This window comes from Sorangium sp. So ce385 (assembly GCF_051474135.1).
In the GTDB taxonomy this organism is placed as follows: Bacteria; Myxococcota_A; Polyangia; order Polyangiales; family Polyangiaceae; genus Sorangium; species Sorangium cellulosum_D.
On record NZ_CP150337.1, the window covers coordinates 12,589,152 to 12,608,683 of the forward strand.

A 19,532-nucleotide genomic window follows, 5' to 3' on the forward strand; every position below is an offset into this window, starting at 1 on the left:
CGGTCCTGTCCAGCGACGGCCGCGCGACGCGCGGGTGCACGGGAGGCCGTGCCACCATCTGCCGGCGAGGCGCGTCAGACATCGGATGGCGTCGAAGGAGTCAGGTGCAATGAGAGAACCGGAACTGGTGAAGTTGGAGATTGAAGGTGCCGAAGTGGCGGTCCGCCTGGCGGGCGATCGGGAGAAGCCGGCGCTCCTTCTGATCCACGGTTTTCCAAGCTCTTCGGAATCGTTTCGGAGCGTGATCGGCACCCTCGCGCACGACGGCTTCGTGATCGCTCCGGACCTCCCGGGGTTCGGAGGCTCCGAGCCGATCGAGCGGCCCTCATTCTCGCGTTTCGCGGACATCATCGACGGATTGCTCGCCCGGCTCGGAGCCGAGTCCTTCCACCTCTACCTCCACGATTTTGGAGCGGCGGTGGGGCTTCATCTCGCCACGCGCGCGCCGCGCAGGATACGCAGCCTCATCGTCCAGAACGCCAATGCCCATGAGAGCGGGATGGGGCCGCAATGGTCGGCGACCAGAGCCTACTGGGACGATCCCACGCCGGAGCGGGAAGCCGAGGCGACCGCGCACCTGACCTTCGACGGGACGCGCGACCAGTACGTGGGCGGCGTGCCCCCGGACATCGCGGAGCGCATCGATGCCCGGCGGTGGGAGGAGGACTGGCGGATCATGTCGCTCCCCGGCCGGCTCGAGACGCAGCGCGCGCTGGTGCTCGACTATCGCACCCACTTCGCGCGGTTCGCGGAGATCGCCGAGGTTCTCGCTCGCTGGCAGCCCCCGGCGCTGATGGTATGGGGTCGGCACGATGTCTTCTTCGGCCTCGAGGAGACCCTCTCCTGGATGAGGGCGCTCCCGCGCATGGAGGCGCACATCCTCGACGGTCCGCATTTTCTGCTCGAGACCCATCCGGCCGAATGCGCCGCGTTGATCAGCGCCTTCGTCAGGCGCACGGAGGGACTGCGTGAGGAGGGGTCGTACCGTCCATAGCGTGCGCCAGCGCGCAGCTGCCTGCACGGCTCTGGACAACATCGACGCTCATCGCGGCTGCCCCGCTGCGCGGCAGCCGCCCGAGACACGCGATATCAGCGCGGCCCTGCGGTCCGGGCCGCGTACGCCTCGCAGGCCCGCTCCCATGCGAGCCGCACGGCGGGCTCCTCGGCCATTCGCTTGTGCCAGTGCGTGTCGAGGTCCGCCCGTTGCTCGGCGGTGAGCCCGTGACGGCGGAGGATCTCGCTCCCCTGCTCCGGGAACCGGCGGAGATCCACGCAGAGCACGGCGTACCGCTCGAGCGAGAGCGACGGCACGCCGCTCTCGAGCGGCGCCATCGCCGCAGGCGGGGGCGCGAAGGGCAACGCCGGTCCAGACGGGCTGGAGGACGCGCGCTCCGTCTCACGGAGGCTCTGGAAACGCCTCATGCCCGCCGGCATCTCGAAGCCGGACCGCACCTCCGGGGCCGCGGCCGGCGCCGGCGCCGCGCCCGCCGCGCGCTCGCGCAAGAACGGCAGCGGCGATCCGCCGGGCTCGCCGCGCAGCGGCGCCGTCGCCGCGAGCGGCTGCGCAGGCGGCTCCGCGCGCGGCCCCTGCGTCGCCTCCGCGTGCTGCTTCGCGCTCTCGAACGCCACGTCCGGCGGCATCGCCGGCACCGACGCGAACGGCAACGCCGGTCCCGACGGCCCGGGAGACCCGAGCTCCGTTTCACGGAGGCTCTGGAAACGCCTCATGCCCTTTGGCATCTCGAAGCCGGACCGGACCTCCGGGGCCGGGGCCGCGCCCTCCCCAGGCTCGCGCGAGAACGGCAGCGGCGGCCCGCCGGGCTCGCCGCGCAGGGGCGCCGTCGCCGCGAGCGGCTGCTCGCCCCGCAGAGGCGCCGTCGCCGCGAGCAGCTGCGCGGGCGGCTCCGCGCGCGGCCCCTGCGTCGCCTCCGCGTGCTGCTTCGCGCTCTCGAACGCCACCTCCGGCGGCACGGCCGGCGCCGACGCGAACGGCAACGCCGGTCCCGACGGCCCGGGAGGCCCGAGCTCCGTCTCGCGGAGGCTCTGGAAATGCCTCATGCCCGCCGGCATCTCGGCCCTCTCGCCCGCTGCGGACGCCCCCGGCGCCCCAGCGGCCGCCTCGGCGCGCGGCGCCGGCGGAGGTGTCGGCCCGTTCAGCGTTCCCGCCAGCGGGGGTGAATCGCTGCCCGGCGTGGGCAGGGGCGTCCAGAGCGAGGGACGGGGCGCCGGCCTGTCCCCTGGCCCGCTCGCCGGCCTCCCGGACGGCCGCGCCTCCGCGGGCGCCGCGATGCCGGGCTCCACCGCGATCTCCGGACAGGGCCCCGGCGGCTCCCCCGCGATGGCGAGCACCTGCTCCCGCAAACCGGCGTCCGAGGCGATGCGCTCCGCCCAGCGGATCTGCAGGCGCGCGATGTCGCTGAAGCGCACGCCACGCGCGTCGAGAAAGGCGAGGTGGTCGCCGGAGGACGACCAGGCGCGCAGGAAACCCAGCCAGGCCCGGACATCCTCGTCGATGGGCCGGATCCGCCGGGAATACCGGGCGCGCGCCTCGGCGAGCAACGCGTCGTACCGGCCGAGGAGGGCCTGATCCCCTCCGGCGCTCTCCGCGAGCCGCGCGGCCCACGCAGGCTCCGCGTCGCCCCAGGACGCCAGGGAAACGCGCTCGCGGACGAGCGCAGCGTCCAGCGAAAACCCCTCCGAGAGGGCCGCGTGCACCGCGGCGTAGCGCGAGAGGCTCACGCCCCCTTCCACCTCTCCGCCACCGGCCCTCTCGTCGACAGCCATCCTCGTCCTGCCTCGCGTCACCCGCGGTCGAGGTCCACCCGGAGCTCGCGCAGCACCTCGACGCCGCGGCCGATCGGGAACGCATGCCGGCCCGCGATCTCGAACCGACGCTCGGCCGGCTCGAGGACGAGCGTGTCGATCTCCGGGCGGACACTCACCTTTCGCCCGCTGTCGAACCGAGCATGGATGACGACCGGGAGCGCGGGCAGCTCGAAGCGAAAGAGCCCGTCGGGCGACATCCCGAGCACCGCGACCGGGTCCGAGGCCCGCAGCGGCTCGTCCAGGATCAGCGCCGGGTGCGCGACGTTGTGGTGCCTCACGTCGAAATCCAGCGGCATGAGCGGCATTCGCTCTGCCTTCCAGCGCTCATCGAAGGTGCCCGCGCGCTCGCGCCTCGGCGACCAGTGGGTGGGAATCGGCCCGTAGCCCGCGGGCGCCGGGCGATCGAGCGGCCCGGCGATGGGATGTTCCGGGTGCTCGATCTGCGGCGCGAGGCGATCGATGAGATCGTGAGGGCGCTGCGCGACGCCCGCGCCGCTCGGGTTGCGAGGCTCGATGAGCTTCAGGTCGTCAGTCCTCCCGCCATACGCCTTCTCGTAGACGAGCGGGACTCGCTCGAACGGCGCCGCCGGACCGACGGCGACCTGACCGAGCCACGCATAATAGACCCGCGGCCCGTGGACCCGCAGCGGCGCAGAGGCCCCGCGGACCTTGATCGCCACGTCCATCACCACGACGGGCCGCGGGGAGATCGCCTCGCCCACGGCCACGACATCGGCCCCGTGCTTGCGCGGGCAGAGATCCGACGCGTACCGGAGGCTGCTCCACGGATCCTCCTCGTCGCGCGGGACATCGCTCATCCGGACAGGCCGAGGCTCCACCGGCACGACCCTGCTGCGCTCCACCCCGAACGTGCCCTTCACGATCACGGCGACCACAGGCCGCCCGGAGGCCTCGACCAGCGGACACGCCACGACCGCGAACGGCGTCGCGTTGGCCACCGCCCCGCTGACCGCCGCCGCGCCGACGGCGGCCGAATCAACTCCCACGTTGCCCAGCCTGGCGCCGAGCGAGACGCGAGCTCGCGCCGAAAACCTGCGGGGAGCGACGAGAACGTGCGATCACGCGAGGCAAGCAGCCGTGTGGCAAGCCATACGAGCCCACATGACAAGGGACAGGGCGAAGAGCTGTTGCCTGCACGATGAGCGCATGGTACCAGGATGGCTTATGCCCCGCAACGGCCGAGAGTAGGGACGTGTTCGAGATCGAGCTCGAGATCGCGAACAAGGTCGTTCAATCGTGCCATGTCCTCCGCGTCACCGGCACGGAGGCGATGAACGAGCTCCCTCGCTGGGAGGTCGAGATCCTCACGGCAGAGGCGCTCGATGTCGGAGCCGCGGCCGGATCTCGGGCGCGGCTCTCGCTCCGGGACGATCTCGAGGGGGCGACGCGCCGCATCGAGCTGCTCCTCTCCGAGATCGGCGATGAGGGGCGCGAGCAAGCCTTTCATCGGTACACGCTCGTGCTCGCGCCGGCACTCTGGCAGCTCACGCTCCAGGGCGGATACCGCGTCTTCCTCGACAAGACCGCTCACGAGATTGTCGCCGATGTGCTGCGCGACGCGGGCGTCCCCGCCGAGCGGCTCGACCTGCGGCTCGCGGGCGATTACGCGCGGAGGCGGCAGTGCGCGCAGTACGGCGAGCGAGCGTGGTCGTTCGTCGAGCGGCTCCTCGCGGACGAGGGGATCTCGTACTGGTTCGACACGGCTGACGACCGCGAGGTCCTCGTCCTCGGGGACACGCCGGAGGCGCACGACGGGATCGCAGCGCCGGCGACCGTCCCCTACCAGGACGCGAGCGGCATGATCCGGCGGCGCTCGATCGACGAGCTCACGCTCACCGCGGAGATCACCCCATCTTCGGTGCTGGTCCGCGACTTCGACGTTCAGAACCCCGACGTCTACATCGAAGGCGCCGCCGGCGAGGGCGCGCTCTCGTATTTCGAGTATCCCGCCTTCGTGCCCACCAGCGCCGCGGCGCAGCGCCGGGCGGAGGTGCGCCTCGAGCAGCTCCGGCGCTCCTCCGTGCGCGCGCTCGCGGCGAGCGACTGCACGCGCATGCGGCCGGGGCGCCGGGTCCGCGTCGAGGGGTGCGTGGATGACGAGATGAACCGCGAGTACCTCGTCGTCCGGGTGGAGCACGCCTATCGGCGGCCCGCCCCGCGCGACGCGGCGGCGGCGCCTTACCGCAACCGGCTGCTCCTCGTCCCCACCGGCGAGATGCCCTTCCGGCCGGCCATTCCCGCCCGGGCGCCGAGGGTCGAGGGCATCGAGAGCGCGGTGATCACCGGGCCGCCCGGCGAGGAGATCCACGTCGACGAGCTCGGCCGCGTCAAGCTCCGGTTCCTCTGGGATCCTTCGGGGATCACGGACGATCGGTCGTCGGCCTGGGTGCGGTGCCTGCAATGGCCGCTCGGAGGCGCCATGCTCCTGCCGCGCGTCGGATGGGAGGTGCCGGTCGCCTACCTGGATGGCAATCCGGACGTGCCCTTCGTCCTCGGCCGTCATTACAATGCGACAGCCGTGGTGCCGTATGCGCTGCCCGCGCGCGCGGCGACCACGACCCTCCAGTCCACGACGTCGCCCGGAGGCGGCGGCACGAACGAGATCCGGATGAGCGACGACGCTGGCCGGGAGGAGCTGTTCCTCCACGCCGCGAGGGATCAGAGCGTGTCGGTGGGCGGCGCTGCGAGGACCGAGGTCGGCGCGGATCTCACGCAGGACGTCGGCCTCTCGCTCGCCCACGTCGTCCTCGGCGCGCAGGCGCACGCGGTCGGAGGCTCGCAGTCGGTGAACGTGGGGACGACCTTCGCCACGTCCGCGAGCGGCGCTGTGTCGCTCTCCGTGGGCGGGGCCGAGCTCCTGAGCGCGGGCGGGAATCGCACCGTCGCGGCGAGCGGGGAATACACGGAGGTCGTCGGGGCCGCGTACGCGCTCCAGTGCAACCAGGCGAACATGCAGGTCGACGGCGCCTTCGTCCAGACGACCGGCGGATCATCGACGCTCGCGGCGACGCTCGGCGTGACGGAGAGCGTCGCCGGCGCGCGCGTCGAGTCCGTGGGCGGCGCCTATACCGTCGTCGCAGGCGGCAGGTTCGCGGACACCGCGCACGGGGCCAAGCGGATCCAGGCGGGCGGCGCCGCGGTGGAGTCGGCCGGCGGCGCGGCCGCGCTCTCCGCCGCGGTCGGGAGGATCGCGGCGGGCAGCGCGACGCTGCGCGCCGGCGGCGAGTTCGCCGTCAGCGGGGCGGACATCACCATCGAGGCGGCCTCGCTGAGCGCGGGGGCGCTCGAGATCCGCGACGGAGCGCTGCGCGCGACGCGCGGCACGACGAAGGTGGACGGGTGCCTGGTCAAGCACCTCGACGGGACGAAGATCGCGTGAAGGGAGCCGCGGAGATGGCGCTCGCGCAGCTCTTCCAGGTGTCGGTCGAGGGCCTCACGGAGGCGGTCCGGGTCACGCGGCTCGTCGGGCGGGAGCGCCTCGATGCCCCGTTCTCGTTCGAGATCACCTGCGCTCTCTCGGACTCATCGAGCGAGACCGACCCGCTCCCGCTCGTCACCGCCTCTGCCCGCCTCACGTGGCAGGGGCCTTCCGGGCGCGAGCGCGCGATCGACGCGGTGGTCGACGCGGTGAAGATCCAGCCTGGCCAGTGGGTGCTCACGCTCGTGCCGCGCGCGGCGGCGTGCATGGACGCCATGGATCACCGCGTCTTCGTCGATCTCGACGCGATCGCGATCGCCCGGATCCTGCTCGAGGAGCATGGAGTCGCGCTCGACGTCCGCGTCGGCCGCGCGCCGCAGAAGCGCGCCCAGCGCGTCCAGCAGTTCGAGGGAGATCTCGAGTTCATGACGCGCCTCCTCGCCGAGGAGGGGATCACGTGGTTCCTGGATCCGGCGGGGAACACCTGCATCCTCACCGATCGCGTCGCCGCGCACCCCGAGATCGAGGGCGATCCGCTGCCCGTCCGGGAAGCGGCGGGGATGGAAGCGGGCGAGTCGGTCTACCGCGCGCGGCTGGTCGAGCGGGTCGCGATCGAGGAGGTCGCGTTGCGCGATTACGACTTCGAGAAGCCGATGCTCGATCAGGGCGTGTCGGCGGGCGCGGGCGCGCGGCGGGTGTACGACTACCCCGGAGGCTACCTCGACCCGGCGTCGGGGCAGCGCGTCGCGGCGCTGCGGCTGGAAGAGGCGCGCGCCCGGCGGCGGGTCCTCCACGGCGAGACGAACGCCCGCGGCCTCTTCGCGGGCGCGGTGCTCACGTTGAAGGGCGGCGAGCGGGAGGATCTCGACGGGCGCTGGCTGCTCGTCGAGGTGATCCACGAGGGGCGCGAGCGCCAGGCCGAGGAGAGGCCCTATGCCGCCCGGTTCACGGCCATCCCCGCCGAGATCCCTTATCGCCCCGAGCGCTCCCGCGCGCCGCGGCTCGGCGGCGTGCAGACGGCGGTCGTCGCCGGGCCCCGCGGCGCCGAGATCCACACGGAAGAGCACGGCCGCGTCCGCGTGAAGCACAGGTGGGACCGGCGGGGGCCCGACGACGGCGCGAGCTCGGCGTGGACGCGCGTGAGCCAGCCGGCCACCTCCGGCGCACTCTTCCTCCCCCGCGTCGGCTGGGAGGTCCTCGTGGGGTTCTCCGGCAAAGGCGGCGACGCCCCCGTCGTGCTCGGGCGGCTCTACAACCGCGCGGCCCCTCCGCCCGCGGCGCTGCCGAGGGAGAAGGTCGTGAGCGCGCTCGGGACGCTGACGACGCCGGGCGGCGGCGGCCGGAACCGCCTCGCCACCGACGACACGGCCGGCGACGAGGGGATGATCTTCGAGGCTTCGAGCGACTACAACGAGCGCACCGAGAACGACAAAGTCACCGCCGTGAAGGCCGATGACACCTGGGCCGTCGGCGGCTCTCGCAAGCTCGTCGTCGGGCAGGTCTTCGAGCAGAGCGTGACCGGCGCGCAGACGTACAGCATCGGCGGGTCGCGCACGGTCGAGGCGGGCGCGCAGATCAGCCTCAGCGCCGCCTCCGAGTCCGTCGCGATCGCCGCCTTGCGCGGCGTCCGGACGGGCGGCGATCACACGACCGCGTGCGCCACGTTCACGCGCATCGTGGGCGGCGGCGAGGCGCAGGCGGCGGTCGAGCACCAGCAGCGGGTCGTGAAGGGCGGCTCCCTCGTCGTCAACGGGGGCGGCTGGTCGAGCGCGGCGGCGTCGAGCGCCTCCGTCGACGTCGGCGGCGTGTCCACGCTCCAGATCGCCGGCGCGAAGAGCGTCGCGTGCTCCGAGTACACGCTCACGGCCAAGGGCCTCCTCTCGGAGACGTACCCGTCGCGCAAGGTGACCGCGGGCGGCGCGATCACCGAGACGTTCAGCGCCGCGGGCTCCTACGCCGTCGGGGGCGACATGGCGATCGAGGGGTCGGACATCTCGATCGAGAGCTCGGGCACGCTCACCCTCAAAGCGGGCGGCGTGGTCGTGAGGATGAGCCCGGGGAAGATCGAGATCTCCGGGCAGTTCAGGGGCGATGTCGGCAGCGTCGAGAGCGGGACGCAGAAGCACGAATGAGGTTCGGCATGGCGAAGAAGAAGAGCTCCTCACTTCCCCGCCCGAGCGCGATCGACCGGGAGCCGGCGCTCGGGCCCGGGATCCATGGAGCGTTCATCGAGCTCGCGCTCTCGGGGTCGTACCGGATCCGGACCACCTCCGGCGCGCGCTGCGCCGCCGTCCTCGGCGACGGCGTCGACCCGGCGCTCGCGGACGACTGCCTGCGAACCGGCCGGATGATCATCGTGGCAGACGGCCCGCGCGGCCCGGCCATCATGGGCGCGCTGCAGACCTCGCCGCCCATCGCGCGAGACGCCGACGGCGTCGTGTCCGTGACCGCGAAGGAGCTGCGCTTGCGGCTCGATCGCGCGGCCCTGATCGAGGTCGGCGCGGCGTCGATCGCCGCGGACGCGGCCGGCGTGGTGCGGATCGAGGGCGACCGGATGGTGGTCGACATGGGCGCGCTGGTCCGCGTCCTGTCCGCCAGGGTGGAGCTGCCGTGACCCGAGGGCAGCGCGCGCCCGGGGGCCCGTCATGGGCGTAGCCGTCCGGCTCGCGGAGGGCGTCCCCGCGGTGGAGTGCCGCGCCTTCTCGGGCGAGGAGCGCCTCGGCGAGCCGTCGCGCTTCGAGATCGTCGTCGCCTCGCCCGCGCCGATCGCCGCCGCGGCCGTGCTGGGCGGCCCGTGCTCGGTGACCCTCGACACGCGACACGGCGCGCGCACGATCCTCGGCGTCGTCACGCAGTGGACGGCGGTCGCCACCTCGCGGCGGGACGCGCCGCGCGAGTACCGCTTCGCGCTCGGCTCGCGGCTCGCCTTACTGGAGCACCGCCGCCGCTCCCGGATCTTCCGGCGCCTCTCGGTGCCGGCGATCGTGCAGAAGGTGCTGCGGGAAGGGGGGTACGGCGCGAGCGCCGTCGTCCTCGCCCTCTCGGAGGAGCACGCGCCGCGCGACCACGTGGTCCAGTACGACGAGACGGACGCCGCGTTCGTGCAGCGGATGTGCGAGGAAGAAGGCCTGTACTTCCGCTTTCCCTGCCAGGCGGGCGACGCGGACGAGACCATCGAGATCGCGGATCGCTCGCCCGACGCGCCGCCGGCGCTCCCGGATCCGCTCCCCCTCGTCGACGAGGCCTCGCTGCTGGGCCCCGGACCGGCCCTGACGCGCTACCGCGCCGTCCGCCGCCGCCGCCCCGGCAAGCTCACGCTGCGCGGGTACGACCCCGAGCGCCCGGCCGTCTCGCTCGAGGCCTCGCGCAGCGACGGCACGGATCTCGAGCGGCGCAGCGAGGTCTACGCGATCGCCGCGCGCCCTGGCGAGGCGGGCGATCCCGCGCGGGCGCGCCTCCGCCTGGAGAGCCTGCGCGCCGAGGCGCTGCGGTGCTCCTTCGAGTCGACGGCGCTCGCGCTCGCTCCGGGGCTCCTGTTCTCCGTGGATGTCTCCGCCGGCCACGTCGGCGCGCCCCCGCCCGGCCGCGAGCACCTCGTCGTCGCCGTCAAGCACGGCTGGAGCGCATCGATGGATGTGCACCGCGTCGAGGTGGAGTCGATCCCGCGCGAGGTCCCTTTCCGGCTCGCGCAGCGCACCGCGCGCCCCCGCATCCACGGCGCCCAGTCCGCCATCGTCACGGGCGCCCCGGGGGCCGAGATCCACCCCGACGATCTCGGCAGGATCTCCGTCCGCTTCCACTGGGATCTCGAGGGCCCCGGCGACGCCGCCAGCAGCCTGCCGATCCGCACGCTGCAGCCAAACGCGCCGGGCTCGATGATCCTGCCGCGCGTCGGCTGGGAGGTCTTCGCCCTCTTCGAGGACGGCGACCCGGCTCGACCGTACGTGATCGGGCGGTCCTACAATGCCAAGAGCCCGCCCCCGTTTCCGCTGCCGGCCAACAAGACCATGACCGTCCTCGCGACCGACAGCTCGCCCGGCGCCGGAGGCCGCAACCTCATCTCGTTCGATGACGCGGCGGGGCGGGAGCACCTCGCCCTCCAGGCGGCGTTCGGCAAGACGACAACCGCCCGCGCCGCCATGGTCGTGCAGACGGTCCACCACGAGCGCTACAGCGTCGCGGGGAGCCAGTCGCGCGAGGTCGCGGCGGACGAGGCGGTCTCGGTCGAGCAGGCGTATTTCGACGCGGTGGGCTCCCAGTCCGGGTCGGTCGGGGGCCAGCACGAGGTGACCGCCGCGGGGGATCTCGGCGTGGCGGTGGGGAGCGAGTCGGTGCTGGTCGGCGGCGCCCTGCTCGAGCAGGTGGGCGATCCGGTGAAGGGCGCGCTCCAGCTGGCAGCGGCGGCCGCGTTGCACGGGGTCGGCTCGAAGGGAACGGCGGGGATGATCGCGGCCTCGGCGCTGGGCATCGCGAAGGCCGCGGCGGAGGGCGCCATGCAGCGCGACGGGGGCGGATGGGAGGGCGCGGCGCAGGCCGGGACGATGGCCGCTGCGGGCGCACTCCTCGGGCTCCTCCCTGGCGGCGACGCGATCGTGGCCAGCGTCGCTGGCGCCAAGGCGCCGCCTCCGTGGGATCGGGACGCGCCGGATCCGGGCGCCGCGCAGGGGGGCGGGGGCGCTGGCGGCGGGAGCAGCGACGCGAGCGCGCCCGCCGGGCCCGGCCCTGGGCACCGCAACGTGGTGGTGAGCGGCAGCGCGCTCGTGGGGATCGGGGGCTCGTCGTCGATCGCGAGCGCGGGCTCGATCGGGTGGAAGACGCTCGGCGCGAGCGCCCACGCGACGGGCGGGAGCCGGACGATCAAGGCGGCCGCCGTGACGCAGACCGCCGCGGGCGCGTCGGTCGAGTCGATCGGCGGCGGCGCGCGGATCGCGGCCTCCGGCGGGATCGGGCGCGGCGCCGCCGCCGTCGCGAGCCTGGAGGTCTCGGGCGCGCTCGTCGCCGAGGGCGCCTCCTATGCGATCGAGGCGCCGAAGATCTCGATCCGCGTCGGCGGCGCGCTGTCGATGTCGGGCGCGCATGTCACCTTCAGCGTGCCTGGCGCCACGCTGGCGGCGTCTCCGGCGGGGCTCCTGCTCAAGGCATCGACGATCGAGATCGCAGGGCTCGTGACGCAGTCGGGGAGCCTGTCGCACCGATGAGGATGGCCGTCGTCGGTCTGGGGCTGGTTTCGCCGGCGGGGATCACGTCCTCGGAGCACGTCTTCTACCTGCGCGCGCGGGTGCCGCCGCCCGAGGCGTCTCCGTTCCTGCTCGCCGGCGGCGAGCGGCTGAGCGTCGGCTTCTGCCCGTGGATCGGCGCCCGCGAGCGGACCGCCGCGCGGATCGCGCGCATCGCGCTCGCCGCGATGCACGAGGCGACTCAGCCTCTCCTCCGCCCCGCGCGCGCGCCGGGGCTCGATCGGATCGCGCTCGTCCTGGTCGCGGCGAGCCCGCGGCCAGGGCTGTCCAGGGACGATGTCCGCGAGGTCGAGGCGACGCTCGCCGCGCGGCTCGGCGTCGTCGATCCGCTGCGGCTCCGCGGCGAGGCCGGGTGCTTCGCTGGCCTGCGCGCCGCCGAGGAGCTCCTCGCCGGAGGTCAGGCGCGCGCGGTCGCGATCGTGGCCGCGGACTCGCTGATCTCGATCGAGCGCTTGCGCCACTGGGTCTCCCACCCGCCGAGCCCGTGGGCCGCGGAGGTCCCGCGGCCCTCGGAGGGCGCGGCGGCCCTGGTCGTCACGACCCCGGACGCCGCGCGCCTCGCCCGGCTGCCGCTCCTCGGGACCGTGCACGGCGCCGCGGTCGTCCAGGGGAGCTCGACGGACGCGGACGACGCGATCGTCGACGGCGCCGCGATGACGCAGGCCCTCCGCGACCTGCCGCGCATCGGCCGGGTGGGCGCCGTCTTTGGCCAGCTCCGGGTGGGCTCGCTCCGCCAGACGGAGTGGCTCCTCGCCCTCGCGCGGAGCGGCGAGCGCTTCGAGCCCGAGCACGAAGCGACCTGTCCCGAGGCGGACGTCGGCGTGGTCGGCGCGGCGGCCGGCGCGTTCAACCTGGCCTACGGGCTGGCGACGCTCCGGCACGGAGCGACCGAGTCGCCCGCCGCGGCCGGCGCGCCGATGCTCGCCTGGGCGATCTCCCCCGATGGAACCCGCGGGGTGGCCATGGCGACGGGAGCCGGCGCATGACACCGGTGCTCAAGGCGGCGCGGGAGCGGCCGCTCGCGCACGCGCTGCCCGGGGTCGAGCTCACGCCTCCGCCCGGAGTCCGCCCGGAGGCAGCGCTCCTGCCCGAGGCGCTCGGCGGCGATGCCCAGCTCGCGGCCGAGGCGGCGGCGATCGCGGAGGCCGGCGCGGGGCTCGCGACGCCCGAGGAGCGCGTCGCGCCGGGCTCGCAGGACGACGATCCGCTCGCGAGGTTCGACGCGGCGGACGAGCCTCCGGTGCGGCTCGCCGATACCGGGGGCGAGCCCCTGCCGATGGCGCGCTTCCACGCGGCGATCGTCGACGCGTGTGCCGGGACGATCGCGATGCTGGCCCGCCATCGCTGGCAGCGGCCCGCGGTTCACCGCCCCTCCATCGAGGCGAGGATCCTGGTGCAGACCGAGGCGATCCTCGCCACGGGCGCAGGCTGCGTCGCCGAGGTGGTGCGCTGGTGGATGCGCGCGCTGGAGGGGTCTGATCCCTGGAAGAGCTGGGCGCCGGCCTTCGTGCTGGGCTCGATCGAGGGCCCGGCGCCGCTCGAGGCGCTGGCGCATGGGATCGAGCGGCTCCCGGGCGACGCGCTGTGGGACGCCCTCGCGATCGCCGAGGCGCTCGCCGTGGCGCCTCACCCGGATCTCGCGCAGCTCGGATCCTCGCTGCTCGCCTCGCGCCACCCGGTCGCCCGCGCTGTCGGCGTCGACGTCTGTTCCCGCCGCGGCGGGGTCTCTCAAGACGACCTGGCGCGCTGGCTGCAGCGCGGCGAGGCCCCTGTCGCCTTGGCGGCGATCCGCGCCATCGATCGATGCGAGGCGCGCGAGGTCGTCCCGCCCTCGGTGGTGCCGCTCCTTCGCGCGCGGCTGCGCGACCCGAGCCCTGCCGTGGCGTGGGGCGCGGCGCGGGCGCTCGCGATCGCGGGCCACCGCGATCCTTACGAAGAGGTCTGCGCTCGCGACGATCTCGTCGCGGTCCTCGGCGCCCGGGCGCTCGAGCTCTTCGTGCTCGCGGGCCGCGCCGAGGATCTCCGGAGGATGGAGGGCATCCTCTCGCGCGCTCCGATCACGCCGGAGGCGCTCTCGGCCATCGGCCGCTTCGGCCACCCGGGGTCGTGGGCGTTCTTGACGCATTTCCTCGCGGACGAGGATCTCGCGGACGCCGCGGCCGGCGCGCTCGTGACGCTCTTCGGCCCCGCGGTCCCCGCGCCGGATCGGAAGCGGGCGCTCGCGTGGAAGAGCGCCATCGCGGCGACGCACCTGGATCCGGCGCTTCGTTATCGCCTCGGCGAGCCGTGGCGGCTGGAGACCGTCGCGGCGGAGCTCTCGAGCGGCCACCTCGATCGGGAGGAGGCGCAGCGGCGGGCGGACGAGATCGCCGCGCGCGCCGGGCTCGGCCGGTCGATCGAACTTTCGCTGTGGACGCCGGATCCGGAGGACCGGATCGCGGCGCTCACGGCCGCCTGCGCGCAGGGGTCACGGGGGTGTCCGGCAGGAGGGTGGAGATGAGCGAGGAGAGCGCGCCGAAGCAGGTGGCAGACGAGATATGGGCCTGGTCGGTCCTCGCGTATCTGGCCTACGCCGCGCCGCGCGCGAGCACGCCAGAGGACCAGGAGCTGGTCGCGCGGTACGACGAGGTACTCGCCAGCTGGCTCCGGGGGTATCCCGGCCGCCTGGAGCGACGACTCTGGTTGTTCGCTGAGGGGCTGGAGCGAGCGGCGGGGAGCGGGGCGCCGTTGCCTGAGGACGTGGAGAGGGTGCTCGATCTCCGGGAGGAGCACATCCCGCAGACGTTCAAGGTGATCCGGCCGGACGCGATCTTCAAGCTCAACTCCGTTTACCACTGGCGGTACTACCCGCACAAACATCCTTCGCTCCCGGTCATGCTGGGACGGCGGCTGTGTAACGAGATCGCCTCGACGACGACCGGGGAGCTCCCGCCCGACCTGAATATTACGCCCGAGATGCGCGACTGGATCATCAGGCGCGTTCAACGCCAGGGGACGTCGAGCGCTGTCCACGGACATCCGGACATCCTCCCGCTCGATCTGGAGGGAATGACACCGGAGGACATCGAGGCTGCGCTCGCGTCCTACTTCGAGGCCCCTGTCGAGGCGCTCGTCTACAAGCTGCGGCCGGAGCGGTACTCCGCCAGCGGGTTCCTGAGCGCGGACGACCGGCTCGGGCAGGTCATCTGGGAGGACGCGAGAAAGCTGCGCGAGCTCGGCATCAACCGGCATGCGCTGGCCGATCGGGTCGACGAGGCGATTCGACAGTGCCGCGAGGCGGACACGCGCGCGAAAGACGAATTTCAGAAGTGGCTCAGGGCCTATCTCGAGGGCAAGAGCTTCGAGGAGGCCGAAGCCGCCAAGCGGACGGACGAATGCAGGGAAGAGTACAGACGGCTCATGCTCGTGCGCAGGCTGGTCGCGCTGGATGACCCCGCGGCCCGGCTCGAGGTCGCGCTGAAAGGGTACCTCGGCTATCAGGAGGATCCGTTCTGCTCGACTGTTCCGGCCGAGGTCAACGAGGATTTCATCCTCCGCAACCTCGACCGCGAGGAGGAACCTGCGATCACCGTGAGTTTGCTCACGCTCCAACTGATCCGCAGGGTGTGCTTCTTCGAGGGCAACGTCCGCTACCGGGTCGATCCCGAGCGGCTCGCTCGCGTCCTCGGGATGATCCGCTGAACGCCGGAGGCAAGCCATGGCGACGACCAGCAGCAACAAGGAGATCGCGACGACAGGCAGCGGCCACGTGATGCCGGGGCCCACGCCGGCGGTGAGCCATGGCCCTGCGCTCACGCCCGCGGGCGCCCCCGTCCCGACACCCTACGTTTACATGGCGCGCTCGGCGACCGCCGAGCGGACGAAGTCCTGCACCACGATCGCCGACAATCCGGTGCTCACGCTCTGCAGCCATATGAAGATCGACGAGCCCGGCAACACGCCGAGCAAGTCGACGGGCGGCGACGTGGTCACGTTCGCCACCTGCGGTCGGGCGACCATGTTCACGGCATCGCACAAACTCTCGGCTGGCGAGGAGCAGGTATGTCGCACGCTGGACCGCGGGTACATGAACACGGCGATGGCCGACGGGAAGGTCGCCCAGTGCGCCGGTACCTTGTTTCATGGCGTCGACGTGAGCGCCTCCGGGGCGAATCCAGCAAATTTCAGCGCCGAGCCCCACTATGTCATCGACCCGGTCTCGGTCGCCTCGGGCGAGGTGTGCGATGAGGACGTGGATGCCGTCCTGGAGGGGCGGATCCGGGTGGTGTGGCGGAGGCTCTACGCTTCCGGCAGGAACCGGGAGAGGACCCCGCTCGGCCGGGGCGGGTGGACGCACAGCTTTCATCAGTGGATCGACCTGGCCGACGACCACCTGCTCCTGCGCGACGCGAGCGGGCGGGACGTCCGCCTGCCTCCCGTGCCCGAGGAGGGCGCGTCGTTCCACCGCGGGAAGCGGCTCACCGTCACGAGAAAGGCAAGGACGATCGAGGTCTTCGAGATCGGTGCTCGGCTGACGCGCGTCTTCCGGTCCGACGGGGGTTCCGGGAGGGCGAGGCTCCAGGCCCTGCGCGATCCCTCTGGCAACCTGGTCGAGCTGGTCTACGAGGGCGATCGGCTCGTGAAGATCGTGGGCACCTCGGGCCGGGAGCTCCGCCTCTCGCACGACGGCGAGGGCAGGGTCGTCCGGCTCGAGGTCTGGGCCGCCGGGGCGCCGCGGCGGACCGTGAGCTACGCCTACTCGGAGCACGGCGACCTCGCGCGCTACACGGACGCGCTGGGGCACGCCACCCGCTACGACTACGACGGCCACCACCGGCTGATCGCCAAGACGCTCCCGACCGGGCTCGGCTTTCATTACGAGTACGACGCGTCGGGCCGGTGCGTCCGCGGCCACGGCGACGGCGGCATCCACGCCGCCGATCTCGCCTATGACACGAGCAAAGGCGAGACGACGGTGACCGGCAACCCCGCGCCTCGGGTGTTCGAGTGGGACGCGCGGGGGGCGGTGACCTTGCAGCGGACCAGCGATGGCGCCGTGGTCCAGAAGACCGAATATGACGACGACCTCCTGATCGTGGCCGAGGAGAACGCCGCGGGTGAGCGCCATCAGTACGAGTACGCCGCGCGCGGCAACCTGATCGCCCACACCGACGCCGGGGGCCGGATCACCCGGCGCGAGTTCCGCGACGACCGCATGGTGAAGCGCGTCCTGCCGGACGGCCGCGCCACCGAATTTGCCTACGACGACCGGGGAGCGCTCATCGAGGTCAAGTATCCCTCGGGGCTCACCCTCTCGCTCGATTACGACAGCCGCGGGCGGATTTCGGCGCTCCGGGATCCCGACGGGCTGCACGTCTCCTTCGAGTACGACGAGCAGGACAACATCGTGGTCGAGTCCGGCGCGACCGGGGATCGGACGCGGTACACGTACGACGCGCTCGGGAGCCTCACGTCGATCACCGACGCGCTCGGGCGGACGGCGCGCTTCACCCACGACGCCGAGGGGCGCGTGACGACCATCCAGCGGCCCGACGGCTCGACGGTGCGCCGGGAGTACGACTCGCTGGGGCGGTTGATCCGCGAGACCGATCCTGCCGGCGCGGTCTTCACCGGCGAGCACGGCGGGACGCACTCCCTGCGGAGGACGGTCGGCCCCGACGGGCAGGTCTGGGAAGCCGACTACGACACGATGGAGCGGGTCCGCGCGATCCGCAATCCCCGGCGCGAGGTCTGGGAGTACCGCTACGATCGCGCCGGGCGCGTCATCGAGCAGAGGACGTTCGACGGGCGCATCCTGCGCTACCGCTGGTCGAGGTCCGATCACCTCGCGCGGATCGAGCACATGGACGGCACGTACCGCGCGTTCGAGACCGACGCGCACGGCGCGCTCCGGATCGAGCGCTCGCCGCACGGCGCGCTGTCGTTCGAGTCCTCCGGCAGGAAGCTCGTGGGCACCGTCGACGAGGCGACGGGAAAGACGGTGGTCGAGTCCGAGTTCGACGCGCTGGGCAGGCTCGTCGCCGAGACCCAGGACGGGCTCACGATCCGTTACGGGTACGACGAGCGGAACCGGCGCGCCGTGCGCGTGCTGCCCACCGGAGAGACGACGCGGTACCGTTACGACGGCGCGGGGGCGCTGATCGCGGTGGAGCACGAAGGCCGGGTCGTCAGCATCGTGCGCGACGTGATCGGCAACGAGGTGCGCCGGCATCTCCACACGAGCGGGGTCGACATCCTGACGTCGACCGACGTGATGGACCGGATCGCGCGGCAGCGGGTGCTCGCGCCCGAGGGGGCGCCCGGGGCGCCGCGGACCACGCTCCTCGATCGCGCCTTCCGCTACGACGTGCGCGGTTATCTCGAGGCGGTCGACGATTCCCTGCGCGGGACGACGCGGTACGAGCATGACGTCTCCGGCCGGCTGGTCGAGGCGAGGCGGGGCGGGCAGCGGGAGATCATCGATTACGACGCCGCCGGCTCGGTGGTGGGGGTGCGCGGCGATCCCGAGCAGGGGATCCCCTGGGCCATGAGGCCGGGCAACGTCCTGATCCGCGCCGGCGACGTGGAGTACGAGCACGACGAGGGCCGGCGGCGGGTGCGGCAGCGCCAGGGAGGGGCGGTGACCGAGCTGCTCTGGGACTGCCGCGATCGGCTCCGCGAGGTCCGGCTCCCGGGCGGGGCGAGGGTGCTTTACACCTACGATGCTTACGGGCGACGGGTGCGCAAGGAGATCCTCCCGCCGCCTCCGGCCTCACCCATGGATCCGCCCGCCGCGCCGCGCGTGGTGCGCTATCTCTGGGACGGGCTCGCGCTGGCCGCCGAGGTCGACTCGCAGCGGGGAACGCGGGTATTCGTGCACATGCCGGGAACGCTCGCGCCCCTGCTGCATCAGGAGCAGGGCGAGGTGTTCGCGTACATCAACGATCACCTGGGCGCGCCGCGGGAGCTCGTCGATGAGCGGGGCGAGATCTCGTGGGCGGGCGTGTGCTCGGCCTGGGGCGCGGTGGTCGACCGCGCCACGCCTTCCGAGCGAGCGCGCCCGCCGGAGACGCCCTTTCGGCTCCTCGGCCATTACCATGATGAAGAGACGGGCTTCTCTCATACCTTGCATCGCTACTTCGATCCCGCGACGGCGCGCTGGCTCAGCCCGGACCCTCTCGGCCTGCCTGGCGGCGCGAACCCCGCCGCCTTCAATGGAAGCCCCGTCGTCCACGTCGACGCGCAGGGGCTCCAGTGCGTGCTCGGCAACCCCGCGTGGGATGATGTTCTCGCAAGGGTCATATTACTCAGAGTTCCCGAGCCGGGTTATTACGATGTCATCGTCCACGGATCGGTCCACTATGTCGCGTCGAGTCCGGTCCCTGTGGAAGGCGTAGGCGACAAGATCGTCTTGTGGCCCCGAAAATTGGCCGAGGTGATCAAGGGGCTGCCCGACTACAAGGGGCAGAAGATCCGGCTCATCTCCTGCAAGACCGGAGCAGCCGACGACGGCATGGCCGCGGACCTCGCGAAGCTGCTGAACACCGAGGTGCAGGCGCCCCGCCGCGACATCGCTCCGGAGGAGGCCAATGACGGGTCGTGGCTCTTCCGGACATTCGATCCCACCGGTCCCCGCGATCCCTGGCCTCCCAAGCCAGCCATGGTGGTGGCTCCTCCGGCCACGGTGACGCCGGGGGCGGCGGAGGGGGGATCGCCGGCGGTGACGCCGGCTGGCGCCATGCCCCAGGCGCCTGCGATGGTCACGCCTGGCTCCGTCGAGGGCCTGCCCGTCACGCCCCCGGGAACCGTCCCCCAGCCACCTGCGATGGTCACGCCTGGCTCCGTCGAGGGCTTGCCCGTCACGCCCCCGGGGACCGTCCCCCAGCCGCCCGCGATGGTCACGCCTGCATCCATCGAGGGCTTGCCCGTCACGCCCCCGGGAACCGTCCCCCAGCCGCCCGCGATGGTCACGTCGCCTCCGGCCGGCTGGCCTGAAGTGCCGCCAATGCGTTGAGGCAGTGCTCAAAATTGAACATGAAGGCGGGAAGGCA

General features: G+C 72.8%; 11 protein-coding genes. 9 read left to right on the forward strand and 2 right to left on the reverse strand.

The features are described from left to right. Positions 1-109 precede the first annotated feature (109 nt). A complete protein-coding gene (locus WME83_RS46155) occupies positions 110-994 on the forward strand; it encodes an alpha/beta fold hydrolase (protein WP_437316072.1) in 885 nt (294 codons plus the stop codon). A 95-nt stretch (positions 995-1,089) separates the two neighbouring features. Here the strand turns inward: WME83_RS46155 and WME83_RS46160 are convergent, their stop codons facing one another. Both WME83_RS46160 and WME83_RS46165 read right to left on the reverse strand, forming a co-directional pair. Beyond that, a complete protein-coding gene (locus WME83_RS46160; protein ID WP_437316073.1) occupies positions 1,090-2,784 on the reverse strand; it encodes a hypothetical protein in 1,695 nt (564 codons plus the stop codon). Positions 2,785-2,801: 17 nt separating this feature from the next. Further along, positions 2,802-3,833: a DUF2169 family type VI secretion system accessory protein gene (locus tag WME83_RS46165; RefSeq protein WP_437316074.1), complete on the reverse strand. Its 1,032-nt coding sequence runs from the start codon at positions 3,831-3,833 to the stop codon at positions 2,802-2,804. Between the two features lie 206 nt (positions 3,834-4,039). Between WME83_RS46165 and WME83_RS46170 the strand changes: the two genes are divergently transcribed. From WME83_RS46170 to WME83_RS46205, 8 genes are read left to right on the forward strand one after another with little or no spacing between them, the layout of a single operon-like run. Further along, entirely contained in the window at positions 4,040-6,226 is a 2,187-nt protein-coding gene (locus tag WME83_RS46170; RefSeq protein WP_437316075.1) for a type VI secretion system Vgr family protein, read from the forward strand. Continuing rightward, entirely contained in the window at positions 6,223-8,397 is a 2,175-nt protein-coding gene (locus tag WME83_RS46175; protein WP_437316076.1) for a type VI secretion system Vgr family protein, read from the forward strand. Before WME83_RS46170 ends, WME83_RS46175 begins: the two co-directional genes overlap by 4 nt. Positions 8,398-8,405: 8 nt before the next feature. Continuing rightward, positions 8,406-8,879, forward strand: a complete 474-nt coding sequence (locus tag WME83_RS46180; RefSeq protein WP_437316077.1) for a hypothetical protein — start codon at positions 8,406-8,408, stop codon at positions 8,877-8,879. Positions 8,880-8,910: 31 nt separating this feature from the next. Then, the gene (locus WME83_RS46185) at positions 8,911-11,463 is read left to right on the forward strand and encodes a type VI secretion system Vgr family protein (protein ID WP_437316078.1); all 2,553 of its coding nucleotides are present in this window, start codon (positions 8,911-8,913) and stop codon (positions 11,461-11,463) included. Beyond that, positions 11,460-12,488, forward strand: coding sequence for a hypothetical protein (locus tag WME83_RS46190; protein WP_437316079.1), 1,029 nt, complete (start codon positions 11,460-11,462; stop codon positions 12,486-12,488). Before WME83_RS46185 ends, WME83_RS46190 begins: the two co-directional genes overlap by 4 nt. Further along, positions 12,485-14,002, forward strand: a complete 1,518-nt coding sequence (locus WME83_RS46195; RefSeq protein WP_437316080.1) for a hypothetical protein — start codon at positions 12,485-12,487, stop codon at positions 14,000-14,002. Before WME83_RS46190 ends, WME83_RS46195 begins: the two co-directional genes overlap by 4 nt. After that, positions 13,999-15,183, forward strand: a complete 1,185-nt coding sequence (locus WME83_RS46200) for a hypothetical protein (RefSeq protein WP_437316081.1) — start codon at positions 13,999-14,001, stop codon at positions 15,181-15,183. Before WME83_RS46195 ends, WME83_RS46200 begins: the two co-directional genes overlap by 4 nt. 16 nt (positions 15,184-15,199) lie before the next feature. Next, positions 15,200-19,495 carry a DUF6531 domain-containing protein gene (locus tag WME83_RS46205; protein ID WP_437316082.1) on the forward strand — a complete coding sequence of 1,432 codons (4,296 nt, stop codon included), beginning with the start codon at positions 15,200-15,202 and terminating at the stop codon, positions 19,493-19,495. Positions 19,496-19,532 lie beyond the last annotated feature (37 nt).

Excerpts from the sequence above, each read along its gene's own strand:
- WME83_RS46155 (WP_437316072.1), top strand. The coding sequence starts at position 110 with ATGAGAGAACCGGAACTGGTGAAGTTGGAGATTGAAGGTGCCGAAGTG.
- WME83_RS46160 (WP_437316073.1), bottom strand. The coding sequence starts at position 2,784 with ATGGCTGTCGACGAGAGGGCCGGTGGCGGAGAGGTGGAAGGGGGCGTG.
- WME83_RS46180 (WP_437316077.1), top strand. The coding sequence starts at position 8,406 with ATGGCGAAGAAGAAGAGCTCCTCACTTCCCCGCCCGAGCGCGATCGAC.
- WME83_RS46185 (WP_437316078.1), top strand. The coding sequence starts at position 8,911 with ATGGGCGTAGCCGTCCGGCTCGCGGAGGGCGTCCCCGCGGTGGAGTGC.
- WME83_RS46190 (WP_437316079.1), top strand. The coding sequence starts at position 11,460 with ATGAGGATGGCCGTCGTCGGTCTGGGGCTGGTTTCGCCGGCGGGGATC.
- WME83_RS46195 (WP_437316080.1), top strand. The coding sequence starts at position 12,485 with ATGACACCGGTGCTCAAGGCGGCGCGGGAGCGGCCGCTCGCGCACGCG.
- WME83_RS46200 (WP_437316081.1), top strand. The coding sequence starts at position 13,999 with ATGAGCGAGGAGAGCGCGCCGAAGCAGGTGGCAGACGAGATATGGGCC.
- WME83_RS46205 (WP_437316082.1), top strand. The coding sequence starts at position 15,200 with ATGGCGACGACCAGCAGCAACAAGGAGATCGCGACGACAGGCAGCGGC.